The sequence below is a fragment of the uncultured Parabacteroides sp. genome (assembly GCF_902493135.1).
In the GTDB taxonomy this organism is placed as follows: Bacteria; Bacteroidota; Bacteroidia; order Bacteroidales; family Tannerellaceae; genus Parabacteroides.
Window position 1 is genome coordinate 74,909 of the sequence record NZ_CABUOD010000018.1, and the last position, 13,759, is coordinate 88,667.

Genomic DNA, 13,759 nt, shown 5'->3' on the forward strand with positions numbered 1-13,759 from the left:
GAAGCCGCCTTGCGATCGCTTGCCGGACCGGTAGAAGGGAAGAATCGGCTCGATTCGCACCCGTTTCCAATCCGATGCAAGTGTAGTTTGTTTTCGACATTGTCGAGAACATACACGACAATGCCAAGAATTTATACGACAACGCAGAATACATACACGACAAGGCAGAAAACAAATTACACTTGCATCAAATCAAAAAGACATCCGGTTGCATTCCTAAAGCAAATTAAGTACTTTTGCCTGTAATTAAGGACTAAAAGAAAGAACGATATGAATTATTACGAACTCACATTCACATACACCTCTCCTGTCGAGACTTCCATCATCAACGACGTGCTGGCTGCCGAGCTGGGAGAAATCGGCTTTGAAAGTTTTGCCGAAACCGAAAACGGGTTGCAAGGATATATTTCCGACCAGTCATATAATGTAAAAGGATTGCAGGACAAACTTGCCGGATTCCCGCTGGAAAACGTGGAAATCCGTTTTACCGAAACACTCGTGGAAAGCAAGGACTGGAACGAAGAATGGGAAAAAAACTATTTCAAGCCGATCCGCATCGGAAAGGAGTGCATCATCCGCGCTTCCTTCCACGAACACGAGCCGGGTTACGCCTACAACATCATCATCGATCCGAAGATGGCATTCGGGACCGGCAACCATGAGACGACATTCCTGATGATCAGCGAGATGCTCGAACTGGACCTCGCCGGCAAGGAACTGCTCGACATGGGTTGCGGGACAGCCGTGCTCGCCATACTCGCCCGTATGAAAGGAGCCGGACGCGTGGTGGGCATCGACATAGACGAATGGGCCTACAACAACGCGCTCGAAAACATCCGCCTCAACAATACGGGCGATATCCGGATCGCCCTTGGGGGAGCCGAACAGATCCCGGCATTCGGAACGTTCGACATCGTGTTTGCAAACATCAACCGGAATATCCTGCTGAATGACATCCGCCATTACGGCGAGTGCATGAAAACGGGAGGTTTTCTTTACATGAGCGGCTTCTATGTGCAAGACATTCCCGCCATTGAAGAAGAGTGCAAACGTAACGGATTGGCATTGTTGTCGCACACAGAGAAGAATAATTGGGCTGCGGTGAAAGTCCGGAAACAATAACATTAATTAACCCAAAAAGTCAAGGCCAAAATAAACCATCATTCAAGTATATTCGTTATCTTAGTAGCAACATTATAAAAAGAAAGAGTTATGAAAAACGTAGATTCTAAATTATTACTGGGATTAGTAGTTGGTGCAGCCGTCGGCGCCGCAGTGGGTTATCTGGCAGCAACAGATAAAAGAGAACAACTACTGGAAGAATTGAACGGTGTAGTGGGCAAAGTAAAAGAAGGCTTCAATTCAGCTCTTGCCAAATACAAAGAAGGAAAAGCCGAAGTTGCAAAAACTACTGAAGAAATCGTAGCTGAATAATTCTGTATGGAGAAAGACTCAGGTGAAATCTTCCGCGAGCTGAAAAAAGACGTTTCGGCTTACGTGGAGTTGAAGCTCGAACTCCTAAAATTGAACACATATGAGAGAACGGGAAAGGTTATTGCCGTTCTCTCGTACGGTGTTATTTTATTATTTCTGGCTTTCTTTGCGATTCTGTTCATTTTCCTCGCTTTAGGTTTTTTCCTGGGGGACGTGTTCGGTTCGGTAGGTTCGGGATTCGGCGTGGTAGCCGTGCTCTATCTGCTGCTGATCGGCATCATTATTATGAACAAAGACAGAATCGGCATTAAAGTATTAAACGTTGTGATCTCCGCATTGACAACAAATGATGATAAAACAAACGAGACAGACAATGAACCATCCGCAACAGACACCGCTGGAGAAACTGATTTCTGACCGCCGCCGCATCCAACAGGAATGCACGATACAGGAACAGAAACTGAATGCCGATTTCTCCTACATACAAGAGAATGCCGGAACGTTGTTACTTTCAGGTGTCTCCGCACTCTTATTTCCCAACACAAAAGCCAAATCCAAAGGGGCGGAAAGCAATCGGCCCGCACAAACGCCGGAAGCGCCATCCATGTCATTGGGCTTTGCCGATTATCTTTCTGTGGCACAAGGACTATTGCCCGTCGCATGGGACGTTGCACGCCCGTTATTGACCGCCTGGGGCATCCAGAAAGTCCAGAGGTGGATAATCAAGAAACTTTTTAAGAAAAAGAAATGAGCCTCAACAATTAATTTATGTTAGAGGACATATTTTTCTCGTTCCAAATCCTGTACAATAAAAAAAATGACTAACTTTGCAGTCGTTAAAAACAAGGTGCGACGAATGCATATTCCTTGCAACTGTTAAGTAAAAGTGGAGATAAGTAATATTTTTAATAAACCCATAAAAGTTTTATTACAATGATTAAAGTAGGTATTAACGGTTTCGGCCGTATCGGACGTTTCGTTTTCCGTGCTGCTCAGAAGAGAAGCGACATTCAGATCGTAGGTATTAACGACCTTTGCCCGGTTGATTACTTGGCATACATGCTGAAATACGACACAATGCACGGTCAGTTCGACGGAACTATCGAAGCTGACGTTGAAAACAGCAAGCTGATCGTAAACGGTAAAGAAATCCGCGTAACAGCAGAACGCAATCCGGCTGATTTGAAGTGGGATGCAGTAGGCGCTGAATACGTAGTAGAATCTACTGGTTTGTTCCTGACTCAGGAAAAGGCTCAGGCTCATATCGAAGCCGGCGCTAAATATGTAGTTATGTCTGCTCCTTCCAAGGATGCAACTCCTATGTTCGTTTGCGGTGTAAACGAAAAATCATATGTTAAAGGTACTCAGTTCGTTTCTAACGCTTCTTGTACTACAAACTGTTTGGCTCCTATCGCTAAGGTTTTGAATGACAAATGGGGTATCACAGACGGTTTGATGACAACCGTTCACTCTACAACTGCTACTCAGAAGACTGTTGACGGTCCGTCTATGAAGGACTGGAGAGGTGGCCGTGCCGCTTCCGGCAACATCATCCCTTCTTCCACAGGTGCTGCCAAGGCTGTAGGTAAAGTTATTCCTGAACTGAACGGCAAACTGACGGGTATGTCAATGCGTGTTCCGACTCTGGACGTTTCTGTTGTTGACTTGACAGTTAACTTGGCTAAACCGGCTACTTACGCTGAAATCTGCGCTGCAATGAAGGAAGCTTCTGAAGGCGAACTGAAAGGCGTACTGGGTTACACTGAAGATGCAGTCGTTTCTTCCGACTTCTTAGGTGACACTCGTACTTCTATCTTCGATGCTAAGGCTGGTATCGCTTTGACAGATACATTCGTAAAGGTTGTTTCTTGGTATGATAACGAAATCGGTTATTCTAACAAGGTTCTTGACCTGATCGCTCACATGGCATCTGTAAACTGCTAATCACACATAAGATTATATAGTTTGAAAGCCGCATCCTTCGGGTTGCGGCTTTTTTTGTATATCTTTGTATCACTTATGGATGCTTATCAACTTATCACTGTTTTAGGGCCGACAGCATCCGGCAAAACTACATTTGCCGCAGCACTCGCCGCCCGGCTGGACACGGAGATCATCAGCGCCGACTCCAGACAGATCTACCGTTCGATGGATATCGGAACCGGAAAGGACCTGGCCGACTATACGGTAAACGGGAAAGCGATTCCTTACCACCTGATCGACATCTGCGATCCGGGATATAAATATAACGTATTCGAATACCAGCATGATTTCTTCCGGGCTTATGAAGCAATCCGGGAAAAAGGGAAACTGCCGATTCTGTGTGGCGGTACAGGTATGTACATAGAAGCCGTACTGAAAGGATATAAGCTCTTGGATGTCCCCCAGAACCCGGAGTTGCGCGAGTCGTTGAAAGAGAAGTCGCTCCCGGAACTGGAACAGATACTTGCCGGCTACAAGGTCCTTCACAACAAGACAGATGTGGATACCGCCCAACGGGCCATCCGGGCCATCGAAATAGAAGAGTATTATAAGAACGAAGCGCCGGATGCCAATGAATATGATCCGGTCGACAGCCTGATCATCGGCATCGACATAGACCGGGAACTACGGCGCGAAAAGATTTCCCGCCGCCTGCATGCCCGTCTGGACGAAGGGATGATCGACGAAGTAAAAGGGATCATTGCCTCCGGAGTCAAGCCGGAAGACCTGATCTACTACGGGCTGGAATACAAATATCTTACATTATATATAATAGGCGAACTGTCATACGAAGATATGGTTTCCCAGTTGGAGATCGCTATCCACCAGTTTGCCAAACGGCAAATGACCTGGTTCCGGGGAATGGAGCGTCGTGGAAGCACCATTCATTGGATAGACGCGACATTGCCGACGGAAGAAAAGATAGAGAAGACATTGGAGTTATTGAAATATAAGAAGATTTGAACCTGGTTCTTGAGTGGGACATTCAGTTTCATATCTGCCAGATTTTGAAGCAAAACAATTTATATACATTATTATGATAACAGTGAATGATTTAAAGAATAAGGATAATTTCTTTCTGATGGCAGGGCCCTGCGTGATAGAAGGAGAAGATATGGCATTGCGTATTGCAGAGAAAGTAGTCGGCATCACGAATAAGCTGGATATCCCGTATGTATTCAAAGGATCGTACCGGAAAGCCAACCGCTCGCGACTGGATTCCTTCACAGGCATAGGCGATGAGAAAGCGCTGAAGATTCTCCGCAAGGTAGGCGAGACGTTCGGCATCCCGACCGTGACCGACATTCACGAAACGGCTGAAGCAGCAATGGCTGCCGAGTATGTGGATGTCCTGCAAATCCCGGCTTTCCTCTGCCGGCAGACAGACCTGTTGGTCGCTGCCGCCAAGACAGGCAAGATCGTCAATATCAAAAAAGGACAGTTCCTTTCGCCCGGAGCCATGCAATTTGCCGTACAAAAAGTAGCCGACGCCGGGAACGGCAACGTCATGATTACGGAAAGAGGCACTACATTCGGATATACGGATCTGGTTGTCGACTACCGCGGAATCCCTCAAATGCAGCAGTTCGGCTATCCCGTTGTCATGGACGTCACCCACTCCCTGCAACAGCCCAACCAGACATCAGGCGTGACAGGCGGACTCCCTGCCCTGATCGAAACGATAGCCAAAGCAGCCATTGCCGTCGGAGCTGACGGACTATTCATCGAAACCCATCCGGAGCCCTCCCAAGCCAAATCCGACGGTGCGAACATGTTGCAACTCGACTTGCTGGAAGGACTGTTGGAGAAGTTGGTGCGGATACGGAAAGCGATCGGGAAATGAAATCAGTTATCCCATCTTACTTATCTTTTTGAGCTTGTCCTCGTCTATCAGCTTGATCTTCCGACCGTCGATTGCGATAATACGCTCGGCGACAAATGTGGACAAGGTACGGATTGCATTCGAAGTCGTCATATTCGAAAGATTAGCCAAATCTTCGCGAGAAAGATAAATACTCAACGTCGCCCCATCTTCCTCCAAACCGTAACTGTCTTTCAGGAACAACAAAGATTCCGCCAAACGTCCTCGGATATGTTTCTGGGTAAGGTTGACCGTACGCTCGTCAGCGATTCCTAAATCGAGAGAAAGTTGGCGGATAAAGAACATGGCAAGGTTCGCATTCCCCATCAAAAGATCCGTAACGATGGTCATAGGGATCATGCATACCGTCGAAGCCTCAAAAGCAGAAGCATTCGTCAGGTAGTTTTCCTGAGCAAAGTTTGCCCGGTAGCCAAAGTACTGCACCGGTTTAATCATCCGGATGATCTGGCTTCGTCCGCCGACACCTTCTTTAAAGATTTTCACCTTGCCCTTTAATAAGCACATCATATCTCTCGGTTCGTCGCCCTCGCAATAGATCAACTCATTACGTTTGAAATGCTGGATCGTCGAATTATTACGGAGAACATCCCGCTCCTTTTCGGTCAGGACTCTCCAGACTTCTGCCAAACTGGCCGATAGATCGACCTCTTCTTTTTGTTGTTTAACCACGACTGCTATATAACATACTTGTGAAGCACAAATGTACTACTTTTCTTTTAAAAGCTGAATAAGTTTAATACGATAAATGAATAAAAATTCGATTTTATTCGTTACGTTTGTAAAGAAAGAGACGATAATTTGTTGAAAAAGTATTTTTATATAATCACTCTGCTTTTTACCGCAGTAAATGTCTTAGCTAACCCCGACGGTAGTTATGGAAATCTATTATTGCTGGGCCGGTCTCCCAAAACGGTGTCCTCACAGCAAGGGGATTCCATTATGAAGATGGTGATCGAGCAAGCCGACAAATACAAAACAGTCGTTTCCCGCTACGAGGCCGAAATCTATATCAAAGGCAAGACCGAGATCCTCAAACAAAATATCCTGATGCGTTTCGCCCATCACCTTTTCCCGGTAGACAGGAAGAACAAGGACATGATCTTCGAGATGGTCAGCCACTCCAAGTTCAACGCCCCCAACAACTACCTGCACAGCTTCGAAGCGATAAACGGGAACAGCATCCCCAACGGCACAAAACAGCAGGAAGTCTTGACGTTCCTGAACCTGAACGTCTATTCGCCGACCATCTACAACGAAGGGATCATCATGCCGGTAGCCAACGAAGCATTCAAATACTACAATTTCAACCTGGAAAGCATCGAAATAAACGAGAACCTGAAAATATACAAGATCCGTTTCATGCCCAAGCTATGGAGCCAGAAGCTCATTTGCGGGGACCTGTACATCACCGACAAAGACTGGCACATCGACAAGATCGACGTAAACGGGCGTTTCTCCTTCGCCGAATTCAATCTGGTCATGACATTCGGACGGGATTACCGCCATTTCATCCTGCCGCAAAAGGCAGACCTCTTCCTCCGGTATCACGTATTGGGAAATGCCATTGCCAGTTATTACCACACCTCATTCAAATACGAAGCAGTCGAATGGGTGGAAGAAGACTATGAGAGCAAAAAATACCGTTCCCTCGACCTGACCGGATACTACCGGCTATCGTCCGATACGATCCCGATCATCAACGACAACAGCTACTGGAAAAACAAACGGGACGTCCCGCTGACTCAGGAAGAAGAGACCAAGTACGAAAAGACAATTGTCAAGACGACTCAGGCCAACGACACGAGCAACATCCAGAAATACCTGAAAATAACAGAGCGCCTGACCAACACCATCAATCTCGATTATAAAACGACCCGTCTGAAATACTCCGGCATCCTCAACCCCTTCCAGTTGGGCTATTCCGGACGGAACGGCATCACCTACAGGCAACAGCTCCGTTTCAGCAAGACATTCAAGAAGGACCGCCAACTGCGTTTCCGGCCTGAAATCGGTTTCGTGTTCAAACGAAAAGAGCTGTTCTTCAAGTTCGGGGGAGACTGGGAATATCTTCCGGAGAAACGGGGCGCCCTGAGCCTCAGCCTTGGAAACACCAACCAGGGATATTCCTCCAAGATCATGAACGAAATCAACGAACAGTTGAAAGACTCCACTTTCAATTTCGAGAACCTGGACCTCGAATACTTCAAGCACTATTATATAGAGCTTAAGAACCAGATCGAACTGTTCAACGGTTTCCAGATGACCACCGGCATCTCCTACCACCGCCGCATCCCCACCCGGAAAAGCGCAAGAGATCCGGGAGACGACGTGACGGAGATCATCAACGAGAACTATCACGATTTCATTCCCACGATCGGTTTTTCCTACACGCCCAGACAATACTACTGGATGGACGGCTATCGTAAAGAATACCTCTACTCCTACTACCCGACCGTCTCCATCGAGTTCGGGCGAGCCATACCGGGCGTATGGAACAGCAGCGGCAATTACGGACGCATGGAAGCCGATATCCACCAGAGCATCTACCTGGGGCTGTCCCGCCGGTTCAACTACCATGTCAGCGGAGGACTCTATACGGCCCAGAAGTCGACCTACTTTGCCGACTACCGGTATTTCACACGGCACAACTTCCCCGAATCATGGGGAGGAGACGATTTCGGAGGTGTCTTCCACCAGCTAAGGAGCGTATGGTTCAACGCATCCGACAAGTATGTCCAGGCACATGTCATGTACGAAAGCCCGTTCATGCTCTTCCAGCTATTCAAGCCGGAAGCCACCAAGTACATCATCTCCGAACGTTTTTATCTCAGCCAGTTATGGATGCCGGTCAAACCCAGTTACACGGAGATCGGATACGGTTTCGGTAACCATATCTTCAACGTCGCCGCCTTCGTCGGGTTCGACAAATTGAAATATGACGGGATCGGATTCAAGTTCGCGTTCGAACTCTTCCAGTAAGTTCAGAACTGCGGGCGGACAATCATGATACCGCAGTTGCGCTTGACACCCTGCACATACTCCTGCAAGGGTTCTTCGTTCACGACCACCCGTTTCCGGGAGGTCGAGGCATGGATAAAAGTAAGTTTATCCCCTTCCCGGCAGATAATGCCGACGTGTGAGATATCCAGCCCTCTCACGGTCGTGACAAAACAGACGATATCGCCATTCCTGATTTGGCCGGCATGCGCATTGATTTCATCCTGCGGAATATAAAAGTGCGGACGGGCGTTAATCTCCTGTTCCTTCGCCGCCATTGCCGCGATCCGCTCCGGATTGCCTTTCAACTGCCGATAGCTATCGGGGTGCGTAGACATAAAGGAGAGGTCGAGCGTAAGCGGCTGCCCCCCGATCTCTTTCGTGACATCCTTCAGATACCCTCTCTTTTCGTTCTCATATATCCAGTCGGTCGTATAATGGAGGCGGTCCGTATAATCGGGCGTCACGTTGCCGGGATTCCGGTAACGCATATCTTTCAAGGCAGAAGCATACCCGTCATAGGCGGGACGATGCTTGACAGACCAGGCCAAAGCGACCGTATTCTCCACCAAAGTCATGCAATCCAGGCCATGCAGGTTAATGACCAGTCTTTCGGGCACCTCCTCCAGTGTCCCGGCCACATAAGGAGTTCCCAGGAAGAAACGGGCGGTCTCCACCATCAGGTCACCAACCGGCAAAGCCGCTTTCTCCTTCATTGCCGCACAATAGCGTCCGTAGATATCCTTATCCCCCTGCGCCTTTCCGGACAGGGAAAGAAAGGCTAAAAAGAACAAATAAAATAGTTCCCGTTTCATCTCCTGATCCGATTTTAATCTTTCTTTGTCATTAACAAATCTTCTAACTTCACCAGTTCGTCACGGAACTGCGCGGCTTCGATAAAGTCCAGCTTCTTGGCCGCCTCCATCATCTGCTTCTTCGTCCGTTCGATCGCTTTCTCAAGCTGTTTACGGTTCATATACTGAACTACCGGGTCTGCAACCAGGCTGGGTTCCGGTTCCACGTAAGCATACGGTTCGCCGGTAACCGGCTGTTGTTTCTCCGCTACCAGGGAAACGCTGTTTTTGATGACCTGCTTAGGCGTAATGCCATGTTTCTCGTTATAGGCAAGCTGTTTCTCACGCCTGCGGGCCGTTTCGTCCATCGTCAGGCGCATACTGTCCGTTATCTTGTCGGCATAGAAGATCACCTTCCCGTTCACGTTTCGGGCGGCACGTCCGGCCGTCTGCGTCAGCGAACGGTGCGAGCGCAGGAACCCTTCCTTGTCGGCATCCAAGATAGCGACCAAAGAGACTTCCGGCAAGTCAAGCCCTTCACGCAGCAGGTTGACGCCGATCAGCACGTCGAACAATCCTTTCCGCAAATCATCCATGATCTGGATGCGTTCCAACGTATCGACATCGCTATGGATATAGTTGCAACGGATTCCCATGCGCATCAGGTAAGCAGTCAGTTCCTCCGCCATACGCTTCGTCAAGGTCGTCACCAAGACCCGCTCGTCCACAGCGGCACGTTGCGTGATCTCCTCCATCAGGTCGTCGATCTGGTTGAGCGTCGGACGCACCTCGATAACCGGGTCGAGCAAGCCTGTCGGGCGGATCACCTGGTCCACCACGATCCCTTCGCTCTTCTCCAGTTCGTAGTCGGCAGGCGTCGCACTCACGTAAATCGCCAGCGGGGTCAGCGACTCGAACTCGTCGAACGTCAACGGGCGGTTATCCATCGCTGCCGGCAGGCGGAACCCATATTCCACCAGGTTCTTCTTGCGGGAATAATCGCCTCCGTACATCGCCCGTATCTGCGGGATCGTCACGTGGCTCTCGTCGACCACCAACAGAAAGTCTTTCGGGAAATAATCGAGCAGACAGAAAGGCCGTTCACCCGCCTGGCGACCGTCGAAATAGCGGGAATAGTTCTCGATACCGGAGCAATGCCCCAGCTCGCGTATCATCTCCAAGTCGAACGTGACACGCTCGTACAAACGTTTCGCCTCGTAAGGCTTGCCGATCTCCCGCAGGAAATTCACCTGCGTCCCCAGGTCGACATCGATCTGCCCGATAGCGGTATTGATACGTTCCTGGGTAGTCACGAAGAGGTTGGTCGGATAGATGTTCAGTTCATCCTGCTCGTCTATCTCCTGCCCGGTCTGCGGGTCGAACGAAGAGATACGGTCCACCTCGTCGTCCCAGAACTCGATACGGTAGGCGGCCCCGTCAAAAGTTTCGATAGCCGGAAAGATATCGACCGTATCGCCGTTCACACGAAAGCACCCCCTGTTGAACTCTATCTTATTATTGACATAAAGAGCATCCACGAAGCGGCGCAACAATCTATCCCGGTCTATCCGCATCCCCTTCTCCAGATGCACCACCTTCTCGGCAAAGGCAGTCGGGTCCGCCATGCCATACAGGCAGGAGACAGACGAAACGACGATGACGTCCTTCCGCCCCGACAACAGCGAAGCGGTTGCACGCAGACGAAGTTTATCGATCTCGTCGTTGATCTGCAAATCCTTTTCTATATAGGTGTCCGTCGTCGGAAGATACGCCTCCGGCTGGTAGTAATCGTAATAAGAGACGAAATACTCGACGGCATTGTTCGGGAAAAAGGCTTTGAACTCGCTGTATAGCTGGGCAGCGAGGGTTTTGTTATGGCTCAGGATCAAGGTCGGTTTCCGCACCTCCTTGATCACATTGGCGATAGTGAAAGTCTTTCCGGACCCTGTCACCCCCAACAAGGTCTGGAAAGGCACACCACTCTTTATACCGTCGGACAGGGCCGCAATCGCTTCCGGCTGGTCGCCCGTCGGACTGAATGGGGAAGATAGTTCAAAGTTCATTCTTTACTTTATAAGTTATACAGTTATGTATTCAGGCAAATCCGGTCCTTCGCAAACCGTCCGCTTTACCGGAGCAACTCATCCAACGGGAGATAACCAAACTGCATCTCGTCGTTCATGCTCAACAGCAAACGTTGGTTGCGGTCGTCATAGCAGAGCCTGACCACCGGACGACCGACATCGAGCGTCTTCAGATAATTGCCGTCCAAATCGAATACCAGCAACAGAGAAGCCGTAAATCCGTCTTTCTCCTGACGATGTTTCCCGGAATAAGCCGTCACGATCTTGTCACCGCAAAATACGCCGTCGATATGCCGATAGACATCGTTCCACTCGCCATGCCGCCATTCCGGGCCATAAACATTGTATTTCAGATTTCCATCCAAGTCACAGATCGTCAGCAGGTCGTCCCGCGAATAGACATCCACATAGATGCCATGCTCCTCCGAGACGATGCAATCCGCTCGTTTCTTTTTAATCTCCGGATGTTCGTAGGGCATCAGACGGACCTTCCCCGTCTGCATATTCCAACATCCGACAGCCGTCTTGAAGTCATTTGTCCCGATCGGGACGACCGTTCCACCGATGCAAAGCGTGTCGGAAACATAGACGACATCGCTCGGCACGCGGTCTTCCGGGAAGGTACATTTGACCGTAGGCATATAATCAGGATCGGACAGCAGGCTATCCAAGACATAGGTGTACAACTTCATCCGGGCATTATCCGGGAAGTAGAAACACCCCTTCCGTTCATTCATAATCAACACTCCGGGATTGGCTATCTCTCCCGGCCCCTGCCCTTTGTTTACCGCACTCAAAACAGGCTTATACGTAAACCGATCGAACAGGTGCACGATCTTATCGACCGCCGTCCAGTTATACTCGACGACTATTAAATAATCGCCCAGCACATACAGCAGGTTATTATTGCCAACCAGCACGTCTCCGGTCCCGATCTCCACCACCTTGTCCTGCACATCGACCACCTTGTCCCGGCTTTTCTGGTATTTTTCCTGCACCGACGGTTGCGTACAAGACAAACCCAGCGCCATCAAGCCCAAAATCACCCCGCTCCATCGACTCATTCCGCTTCACCTTTCACTATTTAGGTTGTTTAGGTATAACCATCCAGAGGATCAGGTAAGCGATCACCCCGGAAAAGACCGTAAAGATACTCAATACTATATAACCGATGCGCACTAATGTCGGGTCCCAGCCGAAATAATCGGCAATACCTGCACAAACGCCTGCTATCATCCCGTTATTCGAACGGTAAAGTTTTTTAGATTCTTCCATTGTTCTTCTGTTTTTTTATTGTGAATACGTTATTTTCTACTCCAAGTAGCAAACATGGCAACCGTCGCAAAAGTTGCGACAGTCCAAAAGAGGCACTACAGATAGGCGGCCACCTTCTTGCGGTCCGTCTCGACCGTCTCGAATTCGGAGGAAACGATGCTGCTGCCCATCGGGACATTCTCGTTCCGGTATTCCATCTTGCTGTAGACGATGCCGCGGGCGGATGTATGGAACTCCTTCGCCCCGGTCTCCGCTTCGATGCGGGCGATGTTGCTCTCCCGGACTCCGCACCCCGGCATGATGATGATCCGTCCTGCCGCACGTTTCACCAGCTCGGCAATGAGGGGAATCCCTTTCACGGCATCGGACTGCTGGCCGGAAGTCAGGATGCGGTCGCAGCCCAATTCGATCAACTGCTCCAAAGCGGCAAAGGGGTCGCGGCAAACATCAAAGGCGCGATGGCAGGTGACGGACAGCGGCTGGGCCGCCTCGATCAGCCGGCGCATCAAAGGGAGGTCGATATCCCCGTCTTTCGTCAGGCAACCGAAGACGACCCCGTGCACCTTCAACTGCTTGCACAGTTCGATATCCAGCAACATCGACCGGATCTCTGCCGGCGTATAGAGGAAGTCGCCTCCACGCGGACGGATAATCACATTTATATCGATAGACGAAGTGAGTGCCTGCGCCGTCCGGATCTCCCCGTAGCTGGGTGTCGTCCCCCCTTCCGGGATTCCGGCACAAAGTTCCACACGTTTGGCTCCTCCGGCTTCTGCTTCCACACAGCTTTGTGCGGAGTTGGCACAAATTTCGATAATACGAGTCGGTTTCATAAGAATCTTACCATTATTGTTTTTTCTAATATACAAAGATAAAACTATTATGCGAAACTTCCCTATATTCCCAGGAGAGAGATGCAGGAATTGCATAGGCATCCATCTCTAAGCGGATGCCCATCGAAACGGAAACGGATGCCTGTCGAGGCGAAAACGGATGCCTGTCGAAACGGAAACGGCTACCTGTCTGCCCAAAATCTTCCGCCTCCCAACCGCACAAAACACAAAAGTCTGCCAAATCTGCCAAAACTGCCCGGGCTCCAATTAAAATAGACATTTTACAAAGGGAGAGCGGCAATAGCACACAAACATCTGTATATAAATATATTACAGTATAAATAAAAGAATAAAACGAAGTTCAAGGTCATAAAAGAGAGTACTTTCACGGACACATTTATCCGTTACTTTTGGCTTGATCCAAAAGTAACCAAAAGATCAAGGCTGAACCGTCCGGCCTACTCCGGGCAAAGGTTC

Annotated in this window: 15 protein-coding genes; 8 read left to right on the forward strand and 7 right to left on the reverse strand. The window is 49.3% G+C overall.

Annotated elements, in window-relative coordinates; all coding sequences use genetic code 11:
* The first annotated feature begins 270 nt into the window (after positions 1-270).
* The 7 genes from prmA to kdsA all read left to right on the forward strand — a co-directional run bounded on the left by prmA (position 271) and on the right by kdsA (position 5,260).
* Positions 271-1,122: a 50S ribosomal protein L11 methyltransferase gene (gene prmA / locus RDN79_RS10135; protein WP_298546903.1), complete on the forward strand. Its 852-nt coding sequence runs from the start codon at positions 271-273 to the stop codon at positions 1,120-1,122.
* A gap of 90 nt (positions 1,123-1,212) precedes the next feature.
* Positions 1,213-1,434, forward strand: coding sequence for a YtxH domain-containing protein (locus RDN79_RS10140; protein WP_115499077.1), 222 nt, complete (start codon positions 1,213-1,215; stop codon positions 1,432-1,434).
* A gap of 6 nt (positions 1,435-1,440) precedes the next feature.
* Positions 1,441-1,851, forward strand: a complete 411-nt coding sequence (locus RDN79_RS10145; RefSeq protein WP_298546908.1) for a phage holin family protein — start codon at positions 1,441-1,443, stop codon at positions 1,849-1,851.
* Complete coding sequence (locus RDN79_RS10150; protein ID WP_298546910.1) at positions 1,808-2,185, forward strand: hypothetical protein; 378 nt, start codon at positions 1,808-1,810, stop codon at positions 2,183-2,185. The genes RDN79_RS10145 and RDN79_RS10150 overlap by 44 nt, the downstream gene beginning before the upstream one ends.
* 182 nt (positions 2,186-2,367) lie before the next feature.
* Entirely contained in the window at positions 2,368-3,378 is a 1,011-nt protein-coding gene (gene gap, locus RDN79_RS10155) for a type I glyceraldehyde-3-phosphate dehydrogenase (protein WP_005641086.1), read from the forward strand.
* Between the two features lie 75 nt (positions 3,379-3,453).
* Positions 3,454-4,380, forward strand: coding sequence for a tRNA (adenosine(37)-N6)-dimethylallyltransferase MiaA (miaA, locus tag RDN79_RS10160; RefSeq protein WP_298546914.1), 927 nt, complete (start codon positions 3,454-3,456; stop codon positions 4,378-4,380).
* A gap of 73 nt (positions 4,381-4,453) precedes the next feature.
* The gene (gene kdsA / locus RDN79_RS10165; protein WP_298546916.1) at positions 4,454-5,260 is read left to right on the forward strand and encodes a 3-deoxy-8-phosphooctulonate synthase; all 807 of its coding nucleotides are present in this window, start codon (positions 4,454-4,456) and stop codon (positions 5,258-5,260) included.
* Positions 5,261-5,266: 6 nt separating this feature from the next.
* Here kdsA and RDN79_RS10170 read toward each other — a convergent pair whose 3' ends face one another.
* Positions 5,267-5,968 carry a Crp/Fnr family transcriptional regulator gene (locus RDN79_RS10170; RefSeq protein ID WP_298546918.1) on the reverse strand — a complete coding sequence of 234 codons (702 nt, stop codon included), beginning with the start codon at positions 5,966-5,968 and terminating at the stop codon, positions 5,267-5,269.
* A 129-nt stretch (positions 5,969-6,097) separates the two neighbouring features.
* On the opposite strand from RDN79_RS10170, the gene RDN79_RS10175 reads away from it, so the two are divergent.
* Positions 6,098-8,278, forward strand: coding sequence for a DUF5686 family protein (locus RDN79_RS10175; RefSeq protein ID WP_374044505.1), 2,181 nt, complete (start codon positions 6,098-6,100; stop codon positions 8,276-8,278).
* 2 nt (positions 8,279-8,280) lie between these two features.
* Here RDN79_RS10175 and RDN79_RS10180 read toward each other — a convergent pair whose 3' ends face one another.
* From RDN79_RS10180 to RDN79_RS10205, 6 genes are all read right to left on the reverse strand, one after another.
* Positions 8,281-9,111, reverse strand: coding sequence for an N-acetylmuramoyl-L-alanine amidase-like domain-containing protein (locus RDN79_RS10180; protein ID WP_298546922.1), 831 nt, complete (start codon positions 9,109-9,111; stop codon positions 8,281-8,283).
* A gap of 14 nt (positions 9,112-9,125) precedes the next feature.
* Positions 9,126-11,153: an excinuclease ABC subunit UvrB gene (uvrB, locus tag RDN79_RS10185; protein WP_298546924.1), complete on the reverse strand. Its 2,028-nt coding sequence runs from the start codon at positions 11,151-11,153 to the stop codon at positions 9,126-9,128.
* 65 nt (positions 11,154-11,218) lie between these two features.
* Complete coding sequence (locus RDN79_RS10190; RefSeq protein ID WP_298546926.1) at positions 11,219-12,238, reverse strand: hypothetical protein; 1,020 nt, start codon at positions 12,236-12,238, stop codon at positions 11,219-11,221.
* 16 nt (positions 12,239-12,254) lie between these two features.
* Positions 12,255-12,449: a PspC domain-containing protein gene (locus RDN79_RS10195; protein ID WP_298546928.1), complete on the reverse strand. Its 195-nt coding sequence runs from the start codon at positions 12,447-12,449 to the stop codon at positions 12,255-12,257.
* A gap of 95 nt (positions 12,450-12,544) precedes the next feature.
* On the reverse strand, positions 12,545-13,282 hold the full coding sequence (locus RDN79_RS10200) for a copper homeostasis protein CutC (RefSeq protein WP_298546931.1): 738 nt from the start codon (positions 13,280-13,282) through the stop codon (positions 12,545-12,547).
* Positions 13,283-13,307: 25 nt separating this feature from the next.
* The gene (locus RDN79_RS10205) at positions 13,308-13,523 is read right to left on the reverse strand and encodes a hypothetical protein (protein ID WP_308573208.1); all 216 of its coding nucleotides are present in this window, start codon (positions 13,521-13,523) and stop codon (positions 13,308-13,310) included.
* Positions 13,524-13,759 lie beyond the last annotated feature (236 nt).